Raw genomic sequence first — 22,746 nt, 5'->3', positions numbered from 1 at the left:
CCGTACCTTATCAACCAACTCTTAACTATGCGAATTGTAAAAAGAATTTTATTAGGCTTATTAATTATCATAACATTACTGGGTCTTGGGGTATTTATTTGGCTAAAATCAAAGGTTGCCAATCATAATGCCGAACAGGTGCTTGCAGGCCTAAAAGGTCAAGTAGAGGTGGTTTGGGACAATTATGGTATTCCTCATATTTATGCCGATTCTGAAGAGGATGCCTATTTTGCTCTTGGTTATGTACACGCTCAGGAGCGTTTGTTTCAGATGGAAGCCCTCCGTCGGCTTGCTGACGGGCGTTTGTCTGAGGTCTTTGGCGATATGACTTTAGAAAGTGATAAGTTTTTTAGAAGCTTGGCTCTGAGAAAATATGCTGAAAAAACCGTGAGCGAATATCCCCAAAATGCTCCTTATATCAATGCTGCCAATGCCTACATAAAGGGGCTTAACGCCTTTATTGAAAAAGGTGATACCCCCGTTGAGTTCCAATTATTGGGTATTCCCAAAACCCCGTTTACCAATATCGACTGCCATATTATTCAGGGGTATATGGGTTTTTCATTTGCCGATGCCTTTCGTGCCGATCCTCTGTTGACTTTTGTTCAGCAAAGCCTTGGCGAAGAGTATCTCAAAGATTTAGTGACAGGCTGGGCCAAAAATGCCGAGAAAATTCCTGTTAATAAAGCTATTGTTACGACTAACCCTACTATTTCTTATGAAAAAAAGGCCGTTCAGTCTACCGAACAAGTATTGATGGCATTGGGCAATAAAGTGCTTGAAATACAGAAGAATGCCCCATTTCCGACTTTTCATGGGTCAAATTCGTGGGTGATTTCAGGTAAAAAAACTAAAAGTAAAGGGGTGATTTTTAGCAACGATACCCATATTGCCTATTCGCAGCCATCAGTATTTTTTGAAGCCAATTTGGTATATCCTAATCAAAATTTTTATGGCAACTTTATCGCAGGGATTCCTATGGCTGTTTTGGGGCATAACCAATATGCTGGTTGGGGGCTTACGATGTTTGAGAATGATGACGTAGATTTTTATCGAGAAAAAGTGAATCCTCAAAATACTAATCAGGTGTGGTTTAAAGACCACTGGGAGGATTTGAGTTTGCGAAAAGAAACCATCAAAGTAAAAGGAAAACCCGACGTAGCAGTAACGTATCGCTCTTCTCGTCATGGGGTTTTGATTAATGAGTTTGATAAAAAATTTGCCCAAGAAAAATCGCCAATTGCTTTATGGTGGGTTTTAACACAATTTCCCGACCAATCACTTAAAGTGTTTTATGATTTGGCTCATGCCAAAGATGTTACCGACGCATCGGCGGCCGCTTCAATGATTCATTTCCCGGGCCTCAATATTATGTATGGCGATATTAAAGGAAATATTGCTTGGTGGGCTTCAGCCAAATTGCCCAAACGACCTGCTCATGTAAGACCTTTTACCATTTTGGACGGAGCTAGTGGCAAAGATGAAATAGAAGGATGGCTAGATTTTTCACAAAACCCTCATGCCGTAAATCCGTCGAGTGGATTTGTATATTCGGCCAATAATCAGCCCGAAGATATGGGTACGGGTTTGGTGGCTGGCTACTATGTTGCCCCCGACCGGGCTACTCGTATTCGAGAATTGTTGGATACACCTAAAAATGATTGGACAACCCACGACGTACAAAAAATGATAACTGATACTAAAAATGTAATTGCTCCTAGGGTTCTGAAAAGTATTGCCGATATTGTTAATGAAAGCGGCCATAAAGAATTGCTTTCTTGGGATGGCTCACATACTTTGGAGGCTATCGAACCTACTATTTATTATCGGTTTTTATATCGCTTTTATGAAGCCACTTTCAAAGATGAGCTAGGAGAGGAGGGCTTTAAGGCTTTTCTGAATTCACAAACATTGAAGCGATCATTGCCCAACTTTATCGTAAATGACCAATCAAAATGGTGGGATAATACAAACACCAAAGCCATCGAAACCCGAAGGAGTATTCTAAAAAGTGCTTTATTGTTGGCTTATCAAGACCTGTCGAAGCAATTTGGCAATAATATCAGCGATTGGCAATGGAAAAAAGTACACACTATTGAGCATTTGCATCCTGTAGGTCGGCAAAAACCTATGAACAAAATCTTTAATGTAGGGCCTTTTCCTGTCAATGCTGGTAAAGAGGTAATCAATAATCTTGATTTTCCATTGGACTCTACGGGGTTATATAAAGTTAGCTATGGGCCGGCTCTTCGTCGGATATTGGATTTTTCAAAACCTTACGAAGCTATTAGTGTCAACCCCACTGGACAATCGGGTTATTTTATGAGTAAGCATTATCAAGACCAAGCAAAAATGTTTGTCAAAGGTACATTTAGAAGAGAATTGAATAGAAAAGCAGATGTTGAACAAGTAAAAACGGGTACACAACTGCTCAAACCTGAATAAATAGGATATTTTGTAGAAAGTATCTGGTAGCTATAATTCATTCAACACGACAGGTAATAGAATTGCCTGTCGTGTTGCTGTTATGGTAGGTTTATTCTTCCCAATCGAAGCTTCGTTGAACTGCTTTTTTCCAAAAATGGTATAATTTTTCTCGTTGTTCTGGAGCAATATTTGGTTGCCAAGTATTGGCAATACCCCAATTTTGTTTGAGGTCGTCCAAGTCTTTCCAATAGCCTACAGCCAAACCTGCTGCATAAGCAGCCCCAAGAGCTGTAGTTTCTATCATAGCAGGACAAACCACTGGCACATCTACCATATCTGACTGAAACTGCATCAAGGTTTCGTTTACGACCATTCCACCATCTACCCGTAGCGATGATATTTCTATATTGGCATCTTTTTCCATCGCCTCCAATACCTCCAGTGTCTGGAAGGCCGTTGCTTCTAAAGCCGAACGGGCTATGTGTCCTTTGTTGACATAACGGGTTAGCCCAACAATTACACCACGGGCATCGGATTTCCAGTAAGGAGCATATAGGCCCGAAAATGCAGGTACAAAATAACAGCCACCATTGTCTTCTACCGAATTGGCTAGTGTTTCTATATCCGAGCTTTTTTCAATCAATCCTAGGTTATCACGAAGCCACTGAACCAACGCCCCCGTAATAGCTACAGAGCCCTCTAAGGCATAATGCACAGGCTCGTTGCCAAACTGATAAGCAACCGTTGTGAGCAAGCCATGCGAAGAAGGTGTAGGTTTTGTACCTGTATTCAATAACATAAAACAGCCTGTACCATACGTATTTTTGGCCTCGCCTGCGGCAAAACACGTTTGACCAACTAAGGCTGCCTGCTGGTCGCCTAGGTCGCCAGCTACAGGAACACCCGTAAGTACACCTCTGGCTTCGCCATACACTTCGCTACTAGAGCGAATTTGCGGTAACATCTGTATCGGAATATCAAGCACCTCCAGTATTTCGGTGTCCCAAGTCAAGGTGTGTAAGTTCATCAGTTGGGTTCGGCTAGCGTTGGTTACGTCGGTTACATGAATACCGCCGTCTGCTCCACCCGTCAAATGCCAAATCACAAAAGTATCCATATTGCCAAAAATAGCATCTCCCTTTTCGGCATCCTCACGAACCCCCTCTACATTTTCGAGAAGCCATTTTATTTTTAAGCCACTAAAATAGGTAGCCAATGGCAAACCCGTTTTTTCACGGAAGCGGTCGGCACCCCCTTCTTTCTGAAGGTCGAGTACCATATTTCCCACACGAGTATCTTGCCAAACCAAGGCATTATAATAAGGTACACCTGTATGCCTGTTCCAGATAACAGTGGTTTCTCGTTGATTGGTAATGCCAACGGCCGCCAAATCAATCGAAGAAAGATTGGCTTTGCCAAGTGCCAAGCCTATTACCTCTTGGGTATTTTGCCAGATTTCGTCGGCATCGTGTTCTACCCAGCCAGCTTGTGGATAAATCTGGGCGTGTTCTTTTTGCCCTACCGAAACCATGTTACCCTGTTTGTCAAAAATAATAAAACGTGTACTTGTTGTACCTTGGTCAATCGAGCCGATGTATTGCATAGTTGGGTTTAGTTGATTGATATATTCAAATTATATCGCAAAATAATCATATTAAACTATACTCACAATGATACTTTGGTGAATTAATAGCCAACAAAAAAGTCTGCCCAATTGAATGAACAGACTTCTGAATATTTTTTAGGGAGTTTTGGCCGTGAGCCTACTTAAACATTCCCATAGGGTCTTCTTTTTTGGCGATTAGCTCTTGTACAAAATTTAAGTCTACAAAGCTCAGATCTAAGGCTCGGCATCTGTGGAGGTATTCCCAGGCTTTGTCGAAATGCTCTAACTGAAACTCTGCAATAGAATATTTCAGCCAAGCATTGGCATTGGTTGAATCCATTTTTACAGACTTTTCCAACAAACTCAATGCGTCGTCTATATCGTTACAATCTCTTTTTTCTTTAAAGCAAGCAATCTGTACCGTAGCCACATCTACCATCAAAGCCACATTGTCGGGCGACAATTGTAAACCTTTTCTGAGCAAAGCCGCTGATTGTTCAAAGTTATTTTTTTGGTAACTAATAGAACCTAGACCCCAAAAAACATCCATATTTTCGGTATCTAATAAATACGCTAAATTAAAACGATAAGTAGCTGTGTCTAAAAGACCCTCACCAAGGTATTCCCAACCCCGTTCAGCAAAAAATTTACTAGCATCTGCTTTTGTCGTAAAGTTTGTTTCGCACTGCGAGATAAAATCTGCGTTTTTAACGAGTTGCTCCTGTAATATTTTTTTACTACCAAATAACGGGAGATATCGAACATCCTGACTATCGAGATGGGCCGTTTCCTTTTTAGAAAGTGGCCTATTACTCGCTAGTGGAACAGCGTCGGTCTGGGCTATCGTGCTAAAACCCGAAGTAATAATGAAGAAATATAATAACTGTCTCATAAGTGGTGGTAAACACACTCCAATAACTTGAAAATGTTTTTTTTAACGCTTTTATTTTTATGCCTTATAAAAAACAAGGGTTAGTTTTTTTAAGAGATTTTACCCCAATTTACAAAAAATAAGGAAAAACCGCTAGTTGCTTTTCCTTATTTTAACGCTAGTTCAATATTATTATTACTTTTTGTTGGTATTTCTTCTGCTAGAACCGCCATTGCTCTTGCCACGGTATGAGGTATTTTTGGGGGCTCTACCGCTCGAAATCATTTGTTTTTTCTGTTTTTCTTGCTTTTCCTTCGATTTCACACGGCGGTCTTTTTTCTCATGAAATGCTCCTTTAAAATTAGGGTCTTCTTTTTTCTTCTGAGCATCTATTTCACGCAGCATTTCCTGTTTTTCGATAAAAGGTGTTTCTTCAATCACCAATTCATCGGGTAGTGGCTGGCGAGGAATTTCCATCTTGATAATCTTTTCGATTTTTTTGATATGATATTCTTCGGCTTCGGTCATAAAAGTAATGGCTTCGCCCGTGTGGTTGGCACGTCCTGTGCGGCCGATTCGGTGTACATAATCTTCATAAATGATAGGTACATCAAAATTTACTACATGGCTCACCATTTGAATGTCGATACCACGAGCGGCCACATCGGTAGCTACAAGTACTTGTACATTGCCTTCTCGAAAAGCCTCCATAGAATTGATACGGGTATTTTGCCCCTTGTTGGCATGAATTACCTTTATCTTGTTTTCGGGAACGATTTTGCGAGCTAAAAATTTAAAAATGTTATCGGCTACTTCTTTACTTCTACAAAAAATAATTACTCGTTTGAAACGCTCAATATCCTTCATCAACATTCCGATTAGGTTGATTTTTGTTTTGAAGTTTGGCATTTCATACAATATCTGGTTGACCATTTCGGCTGTAGTAGCCTGAGGGCTTACCTCTACTTTTTTAGGAAATTCTAAGAATTCATGAGAAAGCTCTTCTACACGTGGAGGAAATGTTGCCGAGAATAGTAGGTTTTGGCGTTTTTTGGAAGGAATAACCTCTAAAATTTTACGAATTTGGGGCATAAAACCCATATCCATCATTTTATCGGCTTCGTCCAAAACTAGCGTTTTCAGTTCTTTTACACCAATTTCGCCTTTGAGATAAATATCCATAAAACGCCCTGGCGTAGCTACCAAAATATCTATGCCAGCTTTGATTGTTTCGATTTGGGTTTTAGGCCCCAAACCACCATAAATGGCAACGTGACGAATATCGGTATATTTGGCCAGTTCGGTAATAGCGGTGTCTATTTGCATAACAAGCTCACGAGTAGGTGCCAAAATCAGCACACGCATATCTTTTCCTTGGGCATATTTGACTTTCATCAAAATAGGCAATAAATATGCTGCTGTTTTTCCTGTACCTGTTTGGGCAATACCTAGCACATCGTGGCCACCCATTACTAATGGAATGGCTTGTTCTTGTATGGGCGAAGGAACGTCATAACCTAAATCGGTGATGGCGTTGAGTAGTTGTCGATTTAATTGAAAATCCTCAAATGTCATATTCTCTGCATCATGCTTTGTCAAAAAACCAGTTGGTTTTGGAAGACAAAACCTTTATTTCTTTTCTGCAAAGTTACAGAAAAGAAAAGCCAATGCCCAGTATTAATGTTAGAGATATGATTTTGAGGTATTTATCTCATGGCTGTTTTCTGGAAAAGCTGCCGAATACACCTATATTTTCTGCAATTTGTGATAGGTTTTCCAAATTGTATAGGTTAATAATACAACAAAGGCCAGTTCTAGTAAGTATTCTAATAGCAACATGGGCGAACTTAATGCGGTAAAGCTGGCAAATACAGGGTTTTTTAAATACACATAAACAAATGGCTGCACTACCAACAGTAAATTGAACCCCAATAGCAATACCAAATAACGAATGTCTTGGGTTTGCCATTGGTCAAATACCAGTACAATAAAGTAAATAAACATATAATAGGCCATAGCACTAGGCAAAAAAAGCTGCATAAGGCCAAAGGTAATAACAAACAAAAGAGGAAATGCTTGTTGAAGGTCTTTGTTACGGGCTTGGTAGCCAATCCACGTAGCCAAAGACAAAAACAAAGCTAACCCAATCCAGTTCATTTTGGTGATGTCTACGCTATGACCAAACAATGGGCGTAAAACCGAGAATAAATTGGGCGAGTAGGGGTCTTCGGTATGCTTGATGAGCATCAAAAAATCCCAGCCTACCAAGTTATATAAGATCATGAGGCTAGGAATACCAACAGCACACAAAGCTCCAATAAATTTCGTTTTGTTTTTGAGTAAAAAGAAAAGCGGGAAAAGGAAGAATGCAAAAGTTACTTTGAGTGAAAGCAATGCCAAAGCAATTACCAAACCAAATTTCCACTCGTTTTGGGTTTTAATCAACACATTTAGTCCCCAAAGGGCAAAACCCCAAAGCCAAATATCTTCTTGACCCCCAAACAAACAGATAATCATGGGGGCGGGCATTATCAAATAATGTACTAGCTTGCGAAAAGCCGAAGGATCTATTTTTTGATAATATTGATAAGTATAAATAGCACAAAATACTTCGCCAACCAACATCAACGCTACAATAGAGCTAGGATGATGCACTATCAATAAAGGTAATGCCAAAAAGTAAGAGAATAATGGGGCATGAAAAGACCAGAAGTCTTTATAAACCATATCTAACTGAAGTGCGTGACTGGCTTTATAATAAAAGAAAGGAATATCGCCCCGAGGTAATTCTTTAACAAGCACAAACACCACAATGAAGGGAATAATTCTTGTTATAAACACTATGGTGCTAATTATTAATGGTTTATGTGTTTCAAAAACCTTTTGCCAAATATCATATCTTTTCCAAAGAACATACTCAGCAATACAGGCCATGACTGTTAAGAATAACTTCACTAAAAAAACATACAGTACTGGCATAATGAATATATCAAAGTTAAAAACTGAGTAGTACTTTTTTATCACTTCTGGTTAGCTCAGAATCAATGACTAAATCGTTCTTTGAAGGCTAATAATTTTTGTTCAAGGAAATGATAAGATAGGCTAGCAATCAAGATAGTTAGACCTACTGTAAACGTATACATGACGATATTATAGTGTAAATTTGTCCAAATATTTTGATAAGGCTTTAATAAATTAATGACAAATATATTGACAGCAATATGATAAATATAAATCCCATACGATATTTTGCCAAGATACGAAATCACCGAATACTCTAGGTTGATAATAGTGTCGGGATTAGCCGCTACGTTTACAATGAAATAACAAAAGAAAATACTATAAACCTCTAGGTTTAGTCCCTTAAATTGAATCCCTAATATGATAATAGTTAGCAAGATGGCATAAACAATATATTGTACTTTTTTTAGGAATAATACCTTTAGGATAGCATGTTTGGTAAATACTAAGTACGCACCTAGCCCACCCATTACCATCATTAATATACGAAATTGACTCATAAAAAAGTTGAGCAATTTAGGCAAATCAGCAGTAGTGTAATCTGTGAAAAAATGAAAATAAAAAGCAAATATCGCAGCTGTTCCGGCAATAAAAATAGCAATAATGCCCAACCGTTTTTTCCATGTATTGGCACGAATTAGCCACGGCCAAAGGTAATAAAACTGTTCTTCGACACCAATCGACCAAGTTTGCGAACACATATAAGGCAATTCGTAAAACACAAAACTGAGGTTGGGTAATACAATCAGTAATAACGATAAACGAGGGTAAAAATAAGGATCATTGTACTTGGTATTTCCACTAAACTCGTACATGATAGGGATATTCGGAAATATCAGCGTGGCAGCAATAACAATAATAAAATAAATAGGCCAAATACGAAGAACTCGTCTGATATAGAAGTTCTTGATATTGATACCTTGGTTTTTGCCTTTTTCATGCAAAAGTAAATATGTTATCAAAAAACCACTCAATACAAAAAACAAGCCTACTCCTTGTTTTCCCATTTGCTTGATAATGTGATTGGTATAAATATTATCGATACCAAATACATTTTTGGCCTGCTCAATATGATGAAACAGTACGCTAAAGGCCGCAATAAAACGGACACCATTCAAATTTGGGAAATAAAGTTGTTTTTTAGGCACACTTGGGCTAGTATCTGACAGTGTAGAGAGTGATTTGGATAAGTGATTATTCGTCATGAAAATTGTTAATTTAGCATATCTCAAGCCCCTAAGGGCATTAAGGATAACAAAATTAGGCTATATAATCATAAACTCAAACTATGTTCTTGAATTATTACGTGAATGGTAGGTGTTACCTATAGTCTTTTCAAGATAAATGACCTGCCAATAAAAGCCTGATAATAAAACAAATACTACAAAAAAACAAACGCCTTATCCGACAATCAGATAAGGCGTTTATGATATTATTCTAATAAACTACGATAGCCCGAATCTTTAGGAGGGTTGATTTCTTTGGGGCTATTTGAGCCGCCAGAAGGCGAATCTAAGCTTATCAATCTAAACTCTCCTTTGTTGTAGGCTTCCAACATGGCTTGACCTTTGTCGGTCAAGATACCGTTTTGAATATCGACACCATTGATAAAGTCCATCGACAAATCCATAGCTCGTTTCATTTCGCCTAGTTTTTTGCTCATATCATCTTGGATATATTCCATTGATTCGTCAAAATAAAACTTCTTGTCGGGGTTACCCTTAAAGATACTCACGGCTGTTTTGAGGGCATTCGAGCTACTTTTTACGATTTCGTATTCGGCTTCTTTGAGCTTCACTTTTATCTCGGTTTCTTTGATAATATAATCGGCCGAAGATTGTACCTTTTCCATAAAGCCCAATACCGTTTTCATATTTTTTTGTAAAGGCAAAAGCTTTTCATTCATTTCTTGTAAGCCTGCCCCTTCGATTGTTGCCAAAGAAGCGGCTTCTTTCATGCCGGGTTTATCAATCATGGTATTTGCCTTGTTGGCTTCGGCAAATTTTTGTTTGATAAGTTCATTATTTTCAGTTATTTTCTTGTTGAGCTTGGTTAATTGTCCAGCAAGAATATCTATTTGTCCCGACATTTTTTGACGTTTTTCCTTCAAATCTTGAACATAGATTTTCATGATAGCGATAGGGTCGAGCTGAATAACCAAACCTGCGATTTTTCGCATAAATGTTTTGAACAAAAAGAAAGCGGCTGTACGTACATCTTTGCTAGTAATCAAAAATACAAATAGCCCTAACACCGCCAATAGCCCCGCCAAATACAAGGTGTTTTCAGTTACTTTAATAAGAAATACAACAATTTGATTGAAGTAGTACAAACCTAATGCACCTACTGCTCCTAGAAAAAGGAGAGACGTGATACCTTCTGGCTTGCTCCAGAACGATTTTTGTGATTGCTCACCACCGCCAATTTGTGATAAATCTGCCATTTTATGTGGGTTTTGGTTAAATTCTTGAATAATGATAAAAGGGTATTGCAAAAACATATCATATGCTGTTCTAAAAACGACTTTGTGATAATACGTTACTACTCGACCTTAAGCCTTTCCAAGCAAATGTTGTTGTATTTTGTAAATATCACCCTTGATTTGCTCTACAAAAAAATCAAAGGTTACTAAATAACTAGCTTTGTTGTTGGTGATTTTCTCGCTTTGCTCTTCTATTTCTACCGATACTTTTTTGATAGCCTCGTTGTTGACTTCTATTTTCTTTTGAAGAGCCAATATTTGCTCTGTCATGGCTTTATTGTCGTCTTGCATTTGCTTGAGATTAGCCTGCAAGCTGCCCACCCTTTCGGCAATGGCAGCATCGGCATTTTTCAAAAATGCTGTTTTGTCTTGCTCCAATATACCAATATATTCGTTGGCTGTCGATGTCAGAATTGTGATGTCCGAAACACCACCCATAGTACGGAAACTTGCCCAAGCAGCCTGAAATTGCTTTTCTTCAGACAAGCCCAAACCTGCCAAGCTTTTCATGGTTTGCATAAACTCAAAGTAGTCGGGGCCTTTGAGGTTTGATTTTTCGATGAGTTGAACAAAGTGGTCGACAAACTTTTTGTCTGTTCCTACTGTAGTATCGGCTTTTCGTTCAGCAATAGGGGTATTTTCAACCCTACTCACAGGTACATTTTCGACAGGCTTGGTAGGAGCGCCAGAGCTTTCTTCCTGAATAAAAAAACTCAGTATTTTTCGTCCTAGACTTTTTTCTTCTGTTGACATGGCTTTACAAGTGTTTTAGGATTGATTGAAATTTACTCATTTTTTGGCAATAATACCGTGATAACTGATACAATATTAGGGTGATTGGGAGATTACACCAATAAAGATTGGAAGAATGGAACTCTACCCGTAAGAATGGTATCAGGCTAGGATGGCCAATAAAATAGGATAATTGAAGCCATATTTTCCCCGAAACTATAAATATACTTGTACTTCAGTAGGTTAGAGTAGAAAACCTATGCTTGATGCTTTATAGAGTTGTAAGTACACCTAGCTTATTTCGATGAAAGTTTCCCTCTCAAACCTCACTTCCTTCAATTTATAATGGTCAACGAGTATCTCCATAAATAGGTTTTATGGAAAAACAATCTTTTTCAACTTATACCTTCTTAACTATGAATTATTTTCCAAAACGGTTGTACAACCCCAAAAGTATTTTACTCATGTTATGGGTTTCTTTGGTAACATCAGGGCATTTATTGGCTCAGAAAATTGCCCAGCCCCAACTCGGACACCGCAGTGTAGAGCTACTCAAGGTGAAAGGATTGGTATTTAAGGACCTCAATAAAAACAAGAAATTAGACCCCTACGAAGACTGGCGACTGCCTGCCGAGGTACGTATCAAAAACCTTATTGCTCAGATGACCCTTGAAGAGAAAATAGGTTTTATGATTATTAGTACAACTCGTTTGGCGGGTGACGCATCTTTTCAGGCCAATGTACCCAAGACCGAAATTACCAGTGGCTTCAATGAAGAAGACCTCGTTCAAACCATGAATATGTTTACCCGAAAACCCCTGCCCAATCCGATGGTAACAGCGGCAGGTACAACAAAGGCTATTCGAGATTTTCATTTGAGGCATTTTATTTTACGAGCCAATACCAGTGCCAAAATACTGGCAGAGTGGTCCAACAACCTACAGGCTTTGTCTGAAAGTACCCGTCTGGGAATACCATCGATTATTACTTCCAATCCACGTAACCATATTACTGTCGATGCCTCGATTGGGCTGAGTGTTGGCACAACGGCATTTTCAAAATGGCCTGGCGAACTGGGGTTATCGGCTATGAACGACTTGAAACTAACCCGTGAGTTTGCTGAAATAGCCGCCCAAGAATGGACTGCCGTAGGTTTACGAAAGGGCTATATGTATATGGCCGATTTGGCTACAGAACCCCGCTGGCAACGTATAGAAGGTACTTTTGGCGAAAATGCCGATTGGGTAGCCAATATGACACGCGAGATTGTGCTGGGTTTTCAGGGTAAGCACTTGAGTAACAAATCTGTTGCTCTTACTATCAAGCATTTTCCAGGAGGAGGCCCACAAGTAGAAGGACAAGACCCTCATTTTGATTGGGGCAAAGACCAACATTATCCTGGAAAAATGTTTGAATATCACTTAAAACCCTTCAAAGCGGCTATCGACGCAGGAACATCGGCTATAATGCCCTATTATGCAAAACCTATCGGAACACAGTACCAAGAGGTTGCTTTTGCTTATAACAAAGGTATTATTGATGATTTGTTACGCAAAAAAATGGGATTCAATGGTATTATTAACTCTGATACTGGCCCTATCGACATGATGCCTTGGGGGGTAGAAAATCTCACGATACTCGAACGCTACCAAAAGGCTATTCAATGTGGTGTCGACATATTTTCGGGAAGTGCCGACCCCACCTTATTACTCGAAACGGTCAAAAAAGGATTGGTGAGCGAAGCCCGTATCAATGAATCTGTGACTCGCTTATTGCGTGAAAAGTTTGCATTAGGCCTTTTTGAAAACCCTTATGTAGATGTAGCCAAAGCGGTAGAAACAGTCGGAAATGCTAAATTTCAGAAAAAGGCAGATTTAGCTCTTCGGAAGTCAATTGTGTTGCTTCGTAATCAAAATAAATTGCTTCCGCTTGCCCCAAAAACAAAGGTGTATTTTGAAAGCTATTATAATAATGGCTCAAATCCTATTGCTGTTATTAATCCTCCTAAGGGTACTTGGCCTGTAGAGTTTGTTGCTACCAAAGAAGAATCAGATGTTATTGTAGTTTGGCTAAAGCCCAATGCTGGGAGTCTATTTAGCTCAACAGGTGGCCCAATAGAACTGACCCTGTCCAAAAATAAAATAGACATAGCACATATCAATGATCTGATACAATCAAAGCCAACGATTGTAGCCATTAATTATTCGAGTCCTTGGGTAATTGATGAAATTGATGGCAATGCACAATTAAAAACGGTTTTGGCTACATTCGGCACAAGCCCTGAAGCATTACTTGATGTAATTACAGGACGATTTAACCCTACTGGCAAAATGCCTTTTACAACGCCTATATCGACAAAGGCAGTTTTAGAAAACCAATCGGATGTGCCGGGTTATCTCAAATCCAAGGGATATGCCCTTTTTAGGTTTGGTGAGGGGTTAGGTTATTAGGCTGAAATTGTTTGGCAATTCAATAATAATCTTTAAAATCATTTAATCCTGATTTTGAGGGAGATTTATGTGCCAAATCTACAATACGTTTAAATTATTTCACGGCCATTATTTTACTCAGGTGCTATACGCACCTGAGTTTTTTTGTCTTTATAAGTCTATTATGTGCTGCCTTTCAACCCAAATAATTGCTTCTTTATATAATTACATGAAAAATTAATAAAAAAAAGCATAACCTTCGTGCAACATTCGCTATCAAGCTTGCATCTTATGGTTGTACCTCGAAAGAATCAGTACTTACCAATAACCACTCATCTTAATTAGCAGTCGCTTAAACCAAACAATTCACAAGTTATACTGGATAATTACCATTTAAAGAAGTAAGCGACCGATTACGGTATTTTGTATTGCAAGGTACTATCCAAAACATATAACTTTGATACAGAAATCAAGCAGAAAAGAAGTCAATTGATACTAAACCGAACATTGTATGTATCATTACCGAACAATAATTATTATACCTAAAAATATTAAACAGCTGAAAATCAATGATATAACCTATTGGCACAGAAATTTCAATACATTAAACAAATACAAAAAGTAATCAAGCATTTTAAAAGAACTTTCTAAACAACAAATACATATCATGAAAACGCTCGTAAGATTATTCGCAATTTCAACTTTAACAGTAATGTCATTAGTAGCTAATGCATTCAACAACGATACCAACAGCCCTAACAAAACGAAAACTTTTGAAATAGGAATGTTCCAAAGCAAAAACTCGCTCAAGATGAACTTGATGCTTGAGAAAGTAACTGACAAACGAATTTCAATTGTACTAAAAGATGAAAACGGCAAAGTATTACACCAAGAAACCGTAGCTAAAAAAGTGCCTTCATATTGTGGCAAATTTGATATGAGCGAATTGCAAGACGGTGTATATACTTTTGAAATTACAGATGGCACTGAAAAAATCATCAAACAAGTAAACTTACATTCACCTGCCAATATCGACGTAACTCGTAAAATCACCGTGAACAAATAATAATCAAAAAATCGTATTTAATCTTCTGTTATCAAGCATTTAAAAAATTAATAATATCATGAAAACTTTCGCTAAAACTTTCGCTATTGCCTTTTTATCAGTTGTGTCTTTTGTAACTTTTGCCAACAACGACACCAACGCTCCTAACAAAACGAAAACTTTTGAAATAGGAATGTTCCAAAGTAAAAACTCGCTCAAGATGAACTTGATGCTTGAGAAAGTAACTGACAAACGAATTTCAATTGTATTGAAAGACGAAGACGGTAGAGTATTACACCAAGAAACCGTAGCCAAAAAAGTGCCTTCATATTGCGGCAAATTTGATATGAGCGAATTGCAAGATGGTGTATATACTTTTGAAATTACAGATGGTACTGAAAAAATCATCAAAAAAGTAAATTTACATTCGCCTGCCAATACCGACGTAACACGTAAAATCACCGTGAACAAATAGTAATCAAAAAATCGTATTTAATCTTCTGTTATCAAGTATTTAAAAAATTAATAATATCATGAAAACTTTCGTTAAAACTTTTGCCCTTTTATCGGTTGTGTCTTTTGCAACCTTGGCCAATAACGATACCAATACACCCACCAAAACCAAGAGCTTTGAGGTAGGTATGTATCAAAGCAAGAATACCAATAAAATGAACGTGCTAATCGAAAAGGTAGTTGGTAAAAAAGTGACGATTCTGGTAAAAACTGAAAAAGGGGAGATATTGTCAACAGAAACTGTAGCTAAAGGCACTGATTCATATCATGGCAAATTTGACCTTGATGCTCTGAAAGACGGCAAATATATATTTGAGATTACCGACGGTACAGAAAAAGTGATTAAGAATATCAATCTGGAAACGCCAAAATCGGTTGAAGTATCTCGTGAAATCTCAATCAACTAATTATTAGTAGAAGTGTAGGATGGTGCTTGCTGATTTCGTTGTTATGAATGAAAGCAAGCCTTTTTACAAGTTTAGCCTCTTTAAAATCATTCAGAATTTTATAATTAAGTATAGGGAAAACCTTTAGCCTATTAAAAACATAAGTCGCCTATTGTAGATAACCTTTACGATAGGCGACTTTTTTTGATAGCTTATTTTTCTGTTTTTCTAATTTGAATAATATTGACAAAAAAGGAGAACGCCATCGAGAAATAAATGTACTGTTTAGGAATATGAAATGCCAAACCTTCGGCAATAAGGGTAATACCTATCATCATCAAAAAACACAAAGCCAAAATTTTGAGCGAAGGATGTCGAGTAATAAAACTACTTATTGTGCCTGCTACCATAAGCATTATCGAAATAGATACAATAACAGCCACATACATTACCCAAAGCTCGTCGACAAGCCCAACGGCTGTAATAATGCTATCAATCGAGAATACTAGGTCTAGTACCAATATTTGGCCTATAATTTTGCCAAAAGATTTGTACACAAATGGCTTTTCGTCGTGACTATCTTCAGTTTTTTCAAAAATCTCTTTATTGCTTTTGTACAATAAAAATAGCCCTCCTGCAATAAGAATAAGCCCTTTTCCCGAAATAGCTATATCATAAACTACAAATAGTGTTTTGTCGAGCTTCATAATCCAGCTAATACCCGCCAACAAAATCAGGCGAGTTACCAGTGCCAAACTTAAGCCAACCAATCGGGCTTTTTTGCGTTTATCGACGGGGAGTTTATCGGAAAGAATAGAAATAAAAATGATATTGTCGATACCCAAGACAATTTCTAAAACAATAAGCGTAATCAGGGAAATAATAATTTCTGTTGTCATTTTTTGTCTGTTATATTAATGAGGTCTTTGCTGTAACATCAATCATTGTGCAAATGTTGCTATTGCTAAATTAGATTTACCTTAGAAAAATAGCAACGCTGCTAATTTGTACCTTTGATAGCTTTAACATATCATTAACACATACCCCTAAAATAGCCTTTTGGCTTTGCCGTTTTATATACAAATCAACCAATCTATTTAGTATTAAAAGTGCTTTAATAGCTTATCAAATCGAACAAGTATGAAACGCAACCTTTTTATTTTGGCTATCTCGGCATTAGGATTGATGCTTATGATGGCAGTGCCAAAGGCTACCGCTCAAGGATACCCCGACAGAAGAGATGATTACAATCGACCAGATTATAACCGCCAAGATGACAACCGCCGTTATGATGACCGAGCCGATAACCGAAGAGGCGATAATGCAGGGTATTATCCTTTAGACGACCGTAATCCTTTTGATTCAAGAAGTAGAATTTATGACGCTCGTAACCCCTATGACCCACGCCCAATTTATGATAACCATTCACATGGCCGCTATAACGATTATGACTATCGTTGTAATTGTGATTCATACAGCTATTGCTCGCATCGCCAACGCTGGGCCGATAGGTATTATCCAGTAGACCCACGCAACCCTTACGATATTCGCAATCGTGGACGATACCACTACGATGACCGTGATTATAGCTATCGCCGTCGCAGAGTTATTGTTGTACCTCCTCCTGTAGTGATTGTACCACCACCAAGCCGAGGACATGGCCACCGAGGTTGGTAATACCGATTTGATAAAAAAGAATCTCCATATATTAAGCTTCTCAATTTATATACTATTAGGTCGTAGACACCCCGTCTATGGCCTAATTTTGTATTCAATTATTGTACAATATAGCTTATTTGTTGTACAAAAAAAATAAAATAAAACAAGGGATTTTTAGCTAAGTCTTTGTGCTTGTGTACATTTCTTATTAAAATTATGGTAAATTAGTTCGAGAAAAGAAAAAGAATGCAGTATCTGCCAAGATTACTAGCTTTTATGTTCACCCACTCATTTAACCAAATAAACGCATTTATAGCCGAGAAACCCAAAGTATTTGTTAGCTTTAATGTCATAGACTATTATTGATACATATTGAGCAGTGGCTCAGTTCTTAATTCTATTGTTATAAACCAAAACCTTATCATCATGCAACGTTTAACAGTAGCAGGAAGATTGCTCATTACAGGATTAGTGTTAGCAGCATTCTATTTTGGATTCAAAAAATTTGGTGGAAAAGAAGTCCTCGAAAAGCTCAAAACTACCGATTCGACCGAAGCACCAATCGCCTCGTCAACACTTCCCGATAATAGTAGCTCGGCTTCTGCCGAAAACTCTGACAATGTGGCCAGCTCAACCACAAAGGGCTCATTCGACTATACTGCTCCAGTGCCTATTGCGGGCAAGCTCAAGGGGGTAGTAGAACTAGGAGCTAGTGGATTCAACTCTTTTGTGGTAAGAATCGACAAAGATAAAAACTGGAAACTCGAAAAAGCAGAATTTGGAAATAGCCTTGTTACCGAAAATATGGCTACCGACGAAGATGTACGAGCAGGCTTGAAAAAATATATCGGTGGTATGCTTGATTATGGTGTTGGTGGAAAAGAAATCCATTTTGTTGTAAGCTCAGGGGCATTAAAAGCTGAAGGAACACAAAAAATTATTAAGGCTCTAAAAACCCTCAATTACTTTGTAAACACTGTTACACCCGAACAAGAAGGTATATTAGGGCTAAAAGTAGTACAGCCCAAAGAATTTGCCGACAAATCTTTTGTGGTAGATATTGGCTCAGGCAATACCAAAATCTCTTGGCATGAAGGTTCGGCTATTCGTTCGTTGGAATCGTATGGTGCTAAGTACTTTCAAAATGGCGTAGACGACGAAACCGTTGCCAAAGAAATTAAGGCTAAAGCCAAACAGATTCCTGCCGAAAGCAGAAAAACATGCTTTATTATAGGAGGTGTGCCTTTTGAACTTGCAAAAGCTGTTAGAAAAGATAAAGAGCGATATACCGTGTTGGATTTACCTTCAGCTTATAAGCTCGAAAATGCAAAATCAAAAGCAGGCTTAAATATTTACAAAGCTATTGCTGAATCTACGGGTTGCGATAAGTTTGTGTTTGACTGGGATGCCAATTTTACTATTGGATTTCTGTTGAGCTTACCATAATAAGCCTTATTGTTATAAAAAAAGAGGTCGTAAAATTTCGCCAAAAAATGGGCAAATTTTGCGACCTCTTGTCATAAAAGGCGTTTGTTAGCTACGCCTTTTCTCAAAAATACAACCCAAAATCACTAAGAAAAGTGTGGGTAAATAAACAAATGACCAATCAAAAAAACTTTTTTTAACAAATTCAAAAAGGAAGTTACATGTCGTTAGAAACATGCCGAATGGAACACTGTAAAAAAGAGAGTGATACAAATTAGTTTTGAGATTAAACCAAAACTTGGAAGCAATAGGCCTTAGGGTAGTCATGAATAAAATTAGGAAATAATGGGTTGAACAAATATGTTGAATAAATCACACAAATTTACGTAAAGGATTACTGATTAGTTCATTATTTTTTTGTAAACTTTACTGATGTACTATCTAACAAATGTCATTCCCATTAAGCTTGCAAGTGTACATTCAATCAAAAAAAATCTCATTAATGAATAAAATCTCAAAAAAACTACTAAAATTCTGGCAGGTGCTTGGTCCTGGCCTTATTACAGGAGCAAGCGACGACGACCCTTCGGGAATTGCTACCTATTCGCAAGCAGGGGCTCAGTTTGGTTCAAAATTGCTTTGGACAGCTATTTTTACCTACCCCCTAATGGTATCTATTCAAGAAATGTGTGCTAGAATTGGCCTTGCTACTGGTTATGGGTTGATGGGGACAATTAAAAAGTATTATTCTAAAAAAATCCTGTACCTCATTTTAATCGTCAGTTTTCCGTCGATAATCCTCAATATAGGTGCTGATATTGCAGGCATGGGAGCAGTCGGGCATTTGATTGTTCCACAAATCTCACCATTTGTCTTTTCAATTGCCTTCACAGCATTATTGATTTTTGGGATAGTTTATTTATCGTATCGCCGTATTGCACTTATTCTCAAATGGCTTTGTATTGTGTTGTTTGGGTATATTATTATACCCTTTTTGTCAAATATTCAGTGGACACAAGTGCTAATAGACACCATAATTCCTAAAATTGAATATTCATCCGACTATTTTTTGGCCTTAGTAGGTATTTTAGGGACTACTATTTCGCCTTACTTGTTTTTTTGGCAGGCATCTATGGAGGTCGAAGAAGTAAATCAAAAACATTTGATAGTCGACAAGCGAGTGATTCATTCAATGCAAAGCGATGTAAAATGGGGAATGTTGTTGACCAATGTTGTCTTTTATTTTATTATTCTAACAACAGGAACAGTACTTTATCATGCAGGTATCTTTCAAGTTCAAACCGTAGAAGAAGCCGCCCGAGCCTTGCAGCCACTGGCTGGCGACATGGCGTATTTGTTATTTGCGATTGGCGTTATAGGAACGGGCTTGTTGGCTGTTCCAGTTTTGGCAGGTTCGTTGAGTTATATGATGGCCGAAACCTTTGGCTGGGAAGAGGGGCTCGACAAGAAATTTCATGAGGCCAGAGGTTTTTATATAACCTTGATAGTATCTTTACTGGTAGGCTTGCTTGTTCATTTTATGGGAATTAGCCCCATCAAAGCACTTATTTATACTGCCGTATTATATGGTGTTACAGCTCCAGTATTGATAGCCATAATTATTCATATTAGCAATAATAAGCTTATTATGGGGCGATTTGTGAATACCTTTTGGTCAAATTTCTTTGGTGTCATAACCTTTTTGGTCATGGCATTTTCGGCAGTAGCTCTTATCTATTGGTCTTTTTAGCAGAGTACACATCAACAATCATGCTGTTTTTCCAGTAGATTATTCTACCTTTGTATTATGTCTAATCAGCAAGCAAATAACCCACTACATGGCGTAACCCTCGAAATGATGCTAAATCATTTGGTAGCCTATTTTGGATGGAATCAATTAGGGCAACTTATTGATATTCGTTGCTTTAACTTTGACCCAAGTATCAAGTCTAGTTTGGCGTTTTTACGCAAAACTCCTTGGGCAAGACAAAAAGTAGAAGAATTATATCTGAAGACCCTTGTCGATATCGAGCGTAAAAGTAACATCCATGAAACCAAATAACTGGGCTGCCAAAGCCCCCAATAAATCAACCAAATCTTCGGATTTGTTATTTCAAGTAACCGAAAATACCGAATTAATGGTGTTTTTGATTGCCAAGATGCCCCATAAAAGTAGGGTAAATATCAAGACTATTTTGCGAGATAAACAAGTGCTGGTAGATGGCCGAGCCACCACACAGTTTAATCATCCTTTAATTCCGGGACAAGAAGTAACTATCAAAACATTAAAAGCATATCAGGAAAAACCTTATAAAGGGCTGAGTATTATTTTTGAAGACCAACACCTGATTGTTATTAACAAAGACGAAGGGATGTTGTCGATTTCGACAGATAAAGAAAAAGAGCTTACAGCTTATTCTATTCTGAGCAATCATGTCAAAAAAACAAACCCTTCCAATCGTATTTTTGTGGTACATCGGCTTGACCGTGAAACCTCGGGCTTGATGATGTATGCCAAAAGTGAAAAAGTCCAAAAACTCCTTCAAGAGTCTTGGCATGCTACCAAAGAACGTATCTATTTGGCTGTTACTGAAGGCAAATTACCTCAATCCGACGGTACGGTAGAATCATATTTGGTAGAAAGTAAGGCTTTTATTGTGTATTCGTCGCAAAACCCCAATAACGGGCAAAAGGCTATTACACATTATCAAACCCTGAAATCAAACAACAATTATTCATTGGTGAAAGTAACCCTCGAAACGGGTCGCAAAAACCAAGTAAGAGTACACATGCAAGACCTTGGGCATCCTGTAATTGGCGATGCCAAATATGGCTCAAAGGTCAACCCTATCAAGAGGTTGGGCTTGCACGCTTGGGTACTTACATTTGTACACCCTGTAACGAAAGAATCGCTGCATTTTGAAACACCGATTCCGAAAAAATTTACAGGATTATTTTAAAGAACAACTAACACGAAATAGAAAAACAAATGGATATTTATGTAGGAAGTCTTCCTTTCAAACTAAAAGACGCTGGCCTGAAAGAATTGTTTGAAGCTTATGGAGAGGTAAGCTCAGCCAAAATTGTAATTGATAAAATCACTCGTCAAAATAAAGGTTTTGGCTTTGTTGAAATGCCTAACGACGAAGAGGCTTTGGCGGCTATTCAGGCTTTGAACGAGTCAGAACTCGATGGCCGTAAGCTTATTGTGAATAAGTCTGTTCCTAAATACAAAACAAGTGTAAAGGATACCAAACCTAAAAAGAATGGAGGGTACTTTAAGGGAATAGGCAATGGCCCCAAGAAAGACAAACGTGGAGGCAATAGTTGGTAACAACGAAAAATTAAGGAACAGATATGTCAAATAATGATATTTTTAAAAAGTTGAGAGTAGCCCTACAGCTGCGTGATGACGAAATTGTAGCCATACTCAAATTAGTAGATTTTAATATCTCGAAAGCTGAATTGGGGGCATTTTTTAGAAGTGAAGACCACCCCAATTATAAGCCTTGCGGTGACCAAATTCTCCGTAACTTTCTTAATGGCTTGGTAATACACCTCCGTGGCCCTCGCCCAGAGAAACCTCGTTCTGAGAAGAAAGTTGATAAATAATCGAAATGATAACATAGGGCTTGCCAATAAGGTAAGCCCTATGCTGTTATTGACAAGATACTTTTGAAAGGGTATCATTAAAAATTGCTTTTTCTGGATATTTCAGTACCAGTATGCCGTTTTTATCTTCTATTTCGCCCCATTTTCGTATTACGTTCTCCCCTTCAATTTTCCATTGGGTTTCTTCAATTTGGGTTGCTCCCTCAATAACATACGTATACAGTAGCGTCATAGTCGAGCCTTTCCTGATTCCTTTTACAGTACCAATTGCTCCATCTTTTTCAAATGGCTGGATACTATATTTCCCATGAATACTATCGCCTTGTATAAACATTTGTAAGGTAGTAAGATCTTTTTCTAATTTTTGTTCATAACAAAGTGTATCTCTCAGCGATAAATTGCCCTTGGTGCTGGATTCTTGGGTAGTAGTGTTTTTTTGACAGGCAATAAAAAAAATAGGCAATACTAATATTCTAAATGGTTTCATTACAATAAACTTGGGTTTAAATGATAGGTAGAGTTTGGCTGTAGCAAGAAA

At 37.9% G+C, this 22,746-nt stretch carries 21 protein-coding genes; 12 read left to right on the top strand and 9 right to left on the bottom strand.

What is annotated here, in order from left to right; genetic code table 11:
• Positions 1-27: 27 nt before the first annotated feature.
• Positions 28-2,445: a penicillin acylase family protein gene (locus FLEMA_RS0134725; protein ID WP_026997879.1), complete on the top strand. Its 2,418-nt coding sequence runs from the start codon at positions 28-30 to the stop codon at positions 2,443-2,445.
• Positions 2,446-2,536: 91 nt separating this feature from the next.
• Here FLEMA_RS0134725 and glpK read toward each other — a convergent pair whose 3' ends face one another.
• The 7 genes from glpK to FLEMA_RS71240 form a co-directional block, all read right to left on the bottom strand.
• On the bottom strand, positions 2,537-4,030 hold the full coding sequence (gene glpK, locus FLEMA_RS71270) for a glycerol kinase GlpK (RefSeq protein ID WP_044172405.1): 1,494 nt from the start codon (positions 4,028-4,030) through the stop codon (positions 2,537-2,539).
• Between the two features lie 160 nt (positions 4,031-4,190).
• Complete coding sequence (locus FLEMA_RS71265) at positions 4,191-4,925, bottom strand: tetratricopeptide repeat protein (protein WP_052354159.1); 735 nt, start codon at positions 4,923-4,925, stop codon at positions 4,191-4,193.
• Positions 4,926-5,099: 174 nt separating this feature from the next.
• Entirely contained in the window at positions 5,100-6,479 is a 1,380-nt protein-coding gene (locus FLEMA_RS71260) for a DEAD/DEAH box helicase (protein WP_044172403.1), read from the bottom strand.
• A 171-nt stretch (positions 6,480-6,650) separates the two neighbouring features.
• Positions 6,651-7,745 (bottom strand): hypothetical protein, encoded by a 1,095-nt coding sequence (locus FLEMA_RS71255; RefSeq protein WP_144080128.1) that lies wholly within the window; start codon positions 7,743-7,745, stop codon positions 6,651-6,653.
• Positions 7,746-7,945: 200 nt separating this feature from the next.
• A complete protein-coding gene (locus tag FLEMA_RS71250) occupies positions 7,946-9,130 on the bottom strand; it encodes an acyltransferase family protein (protein ID WP_052354158.1) in 1,185 nt (394 codons plus the stop codon).
• A gap of 227 nt (positions 9,131-9,357) precedes the next feature.
• On the bottom strand, positions 9,358-10,368 hold the full coding sequence (locus FLEMA_RS71245) for a hypothetical protein (RefSeq protein ID WP_044174912.1): 1,011 nt from the start codon (positions 10,366-10,368) through the stop codon (positions 9,358-9,360).
• Between the two features lie 108 nt (positions 10,369-10,476).
• Positions 10,477-11,160, bottom strand: a complete 684-nt coding sequence (locus FLEMA_RS71240; protein WP_044172397.1) for a hypothetical protein — start codon at positions 11,158-11,160, stop codon at positions 10,477-10,479.
• Positions 11,161-11,603: 443 nt separating this feature from the next.
• Here FLEMA_RS71240 and FLEMA_RS0134500 point away from each other — a divergent pair, with 443 nt between their 5' ends.
• The 4 genes from FLEMA_RS0134500 (at position 11,604) to FLEMA_RS71230 (ending at position 15,533) form a co-directional block, all read left to right on the top strand.
• Entirely contained in the window at positions 11,604-13,589 is a 1,986-nt protein-coding gene (locus FLEMA_RS0134500) for a glycoside hydrolase family 3 protein (RefSeq protein ID WP_229359557.1), read from the top strand.
• A gap of 646 nt (positions 13,590-14,235) precedes the next feature.
• On the top strand, positions 14,236-14,634 hold the full coding sequence (locus FLEMA_RS0134475; protein ID WP_026996502.1) for a T9SS type A sorting domain-containing protein: 399 nt from the start codon (positions 14,236-14,238) through the stop codon (positions 14,632-14,634).
• Positions 14,635-14,692: 58 nt separating this feature from the next.
• On the top strand, positions 14,693-15,088 hold the full coding sequence (locus tag FLEMA_RS71235) for a T9SS type A sorting domain-containing protein (protein WP_044172392.1): 396 nt from the start codon (positions 14,693-14,695) through the stop codon (positions 15,086-15,088).
• Positions 15,089-15,146: 58 nt separating this feature from the next.
• Positions 15,147-15,533, top strand: a complete 387-nt coding sequence (locus FLEMA_RS71230; protein WP_044172389.1) for a hypothetical protein — start codon at positions 15,147-15,149, stop codon at positions 15,531-15,533.
• 191 nt (positions 15,534-15,724) lie between these two features.
• On the opposite strand, the gene FLEMA_RS71225 is transcribed toward FLEMA_RS71230, so the two are convergent.
• Entirely contained in the window at positions 15,725-16,411 is a 687-nt protein-coding gene (locus FLEMA_RS71225) for a TerC family protein (RefSeq protein WP_044172386.1), read from the bottom strand.
• A 241-nt stretch (positions 16,412-16,652) separates the two neighbouring features.
• Between FLEMA_RS71225 and FLEMA_RS0134420 the strand changes: the two genes are divergently transcribed.
• From FLEMA_RS0134420 to FLEMA_RS71220, 7 genes are all read left to right on the top strand, one after another.
• Entirely contained in the window at positions 16,653-17,189 is a 537-nt protein-coding gene (locus tag FLEMA_RS0134420; RefSeq protein ID WP_026996497.1) for a hypothetical protein, read from the top strand.
• Between the two features lie 408 nt (positions 17,190-17,597).
• Positions 17,598-18,617, top strand: a complete 1,020-nt coding sequence (locus FLEMA_RS0134400; protein WP_026997878.1) for an acetate and sugar kinases/Hsc70/actin family protein — start codon at positions 17,598-17,600, stop codon at positions 18,615-18,617.
• A gap of 481 nt (positions 18,618-19,098) precedes the next feature.
• Positions 19,099-20,346 (top strand): Nramp family divalent metal transporter, encoded by a 1,248-nt coding sequence (locus tag FLEMA_RS0134380; RefSeq protein ID WP_026997877.1) that lies wholly within the window; start codon positions 19,099-19,101, stop codon positions 20,344-20,346.
• Positions 20,347-20,403: 57 nt separating this feature from the next.
• On the top strand, positions 20,404-20,658 hold the full coding sequence (locus tag FLEMA_RS0134375) for a VF530 family protein (protein WP_026996496.1): 255 nt from the start codon (positions 20,404-20,406) through the stop codon (positions 20,656-20,658).
• A complete protein-coding gene (locus tag FLEMA_RS0134370; RefSeq protein ID WP_026997876.1) occupies positions 20,645-21,556 on the top strand; it encodes an RluA family pseudouridine synthase in 912 nt (303 codons plus the stop codon). The genes FLEMA_RS0134375 and FLEMA_RS0134370 overlap by 14 nt, the downstream gene beginning before the upstream one ends.
• A gap of 29 nt (positions 21,557-21,585) precedes the next feature.
• Complete coding sequence (gene rbp, locus FLEMA_RS0134360; protein ID WP_026997875.1) at positions 21,586-21,930, top strand: RNA-binding regulator; 345 nt, start codon at positions 21,586-21,588, stop codon at positions 21,928-21,930.
• 23 nt (positions 21,931-21,953) lie between these two features.
• Positions 21,954-22,208: a DUF1456 family protein gene (locus FLEMA_RS71220; RefSeq protein ID WP_044172381.1), complete on the top strand. Its 255-nt coding sequence runs from the start codon at positions 21,954-21,956 to the stop codon at positions 22,206-22,208.
• Positions 22,209-22,254: 46 nt separating this feature from the next.
• On the opposite strand, the gene FLEMA_RS71215 is transcribed toward FLEMA_RS71220, so the two are convergent.
• Entirely contained in the window at positions 22,255-22,695 is a 441-nt protein-coding gene (locus tag FLEMA_RS71215) for a hypothetical protein (RefSeq protein ID WP_144080127.1), read from the bottom strand.
• Positions 22,696-22,746: the final 51 nt, after the last annotated feature.

Origin of the sequence: Flectobacillus major DSM 103, from assembly GCF_000427405.1 — a bacterium.
Lineage (GTDB): Bacteria > Bacteroidota > Bacteroidia > Cytophagales > Spirosomataceae > Flectobacillus > Flectobacillus major.
This window is presented reverse-complemented; position numbering and strand designations above follow the sequence as displayed.

Excerpts from the sequence above, each read along its gene's own strand:
- FLEMA_RS0134380 (WP_026997877.1), top strand. The coding sequence starts at position 19,099 with ATGAATAAAATCTCAAAAAAACTACTAAAATTCTGGCAGGTGCTTGGT.
- FLEMA_RS0134500 (WP_229359557.1), top strand. The coding sequence starts at position 11,604 with ATGTTATGGGTTTCTTTGGTAACATCAGGGCATTTATTGGCTCAGAAA.
- FLEMA_RS0134725 (WP_026997879.1), top strand. The coding sequence starts at position 28 with ATGCGAATTGTAAAAAGAATTTTATTAGGCTTATTAATTATCATAACA.
- FLEMA_RS71240 (WP_044172397.1), bottom strand. The coding sequence starts at position 11,160 with ATGTCAACAGAAGAAAAAAGTCTAGGACGAAAAATACTGAGTTTTTTT.
- FLEMA_RS71225 (WP_044172386.1), bottom strand. The coding sequence starts at position 16,411 with ATGACAACAGAAATTATTATTTCCCTGATTACGCTTATTGTTTTAGAA.
- FLEMA_RS71230 (WP_044172389.1), top strand. The coding sequence starts at position 15,147 with ATGAAAACTTTCGTTAAAACTTTTGCCCTTTTATCGGTTGTGTCTTTT.
- FLEMA_RS71235 (WP_044172392.1), top strand. The coding sequence starts at position 14,693 with ATGAAAACTTTCGCTAAAACTTTCGCTATTGCCTTTTTATCAGTTGTG.
- FLEMA_RS71265 (WP_052354159.1), bottom strand. The coding sequence starts at position 4,925 with ATGAGACAGTTATTATATTTCTTCATTATTACTTCGGGTTTTAGCACG.
- FLEMA_RS0134370 (WP_026997876.1), top strand. The coding sequence starts at position 20,645 with ATGAAACCAAATAACTGGGCTGCCAAAGCCCCCAATAAATCAACCAAA.
- FLEMA_RS0134400 (WP_026997878.1), top strand. The coding sequence starts at position 17,598 with ATGCAACGTTTAACAGTAGCAGGAAGATTGCTCATTACAGGATTAGTG.
- FLEMA_RS71260 (WP_044172403.1), bottom strand. The coding sequence starts at position 6,479 with ATGACATTTGAGGATTTTCAATTAAATCGACAACTACTCAACGCCATC.
- FLEMA_RS71245 (WP_044174912.1), bottom strand. The coding sequence starts at position 10,368 with ATGGCAGATTTATCACAAATTGGCGGTGGTGAGCAATCACAAAAATCG.
- glpK (WP_044172405.1), bottom strand. The coding sequence starts at position 4,030 with ATGCAATACATCGGCTCGATTGACCAAGGTACAACAAGTACACGTTTT.
- FLEMA_RS71250 (WP_052354158.1), bottom strand. The coding sequence starts at position 9,130 with ATGACGAATAATCACTTATCCAAATCACTCTCTACACTGTCAGATACT.
- FLEMA_RS71220 (WP_044172381.1), top strand. The coding sequence starts at position 21,954 with ATGTCAAATAATGATATTTTTAAAAAGTTGAGAGTAGCCCTACAGCTG.
- FLEMA_RS0134420 (WP_026996497.1), top strand. The coding sequence starts at position 16,653 with ATGAAACGCAACCTTTTTATTTTGGCTATCTCGGCATTAGGATTGATG.
- FLEMA_RS0134375 (WP_026996496.1), top strand. The coding sequence starts at position 20,404 with ATGTCTAATCAGCAAGCAAATAACCCACTACATGGCGTAACCCTCGAA.
- rbp (WP_026997875.1), top strand. The coding sequence starts at position 21,586 with ATGGATATTTATGTAGGAAGTCTTCCTTTCAAACTAAAAGACGCTGGC.
- FLEMA_RS71215 (WP_144080127.1), bottom strand. The coding sequence starts at position 22,695 with ATGAAACCATTTAGAATATTAGTATTGCCTATTTTTTTTATTGCCTGT.
- FLEMA_RS0134475 (WP_026996502.1), top strand. The coding sequence starts at position 14,236 with ATGAAAACGCTCGTAAGATTATTCGCAATTTCAACTTTAACAGTAATG.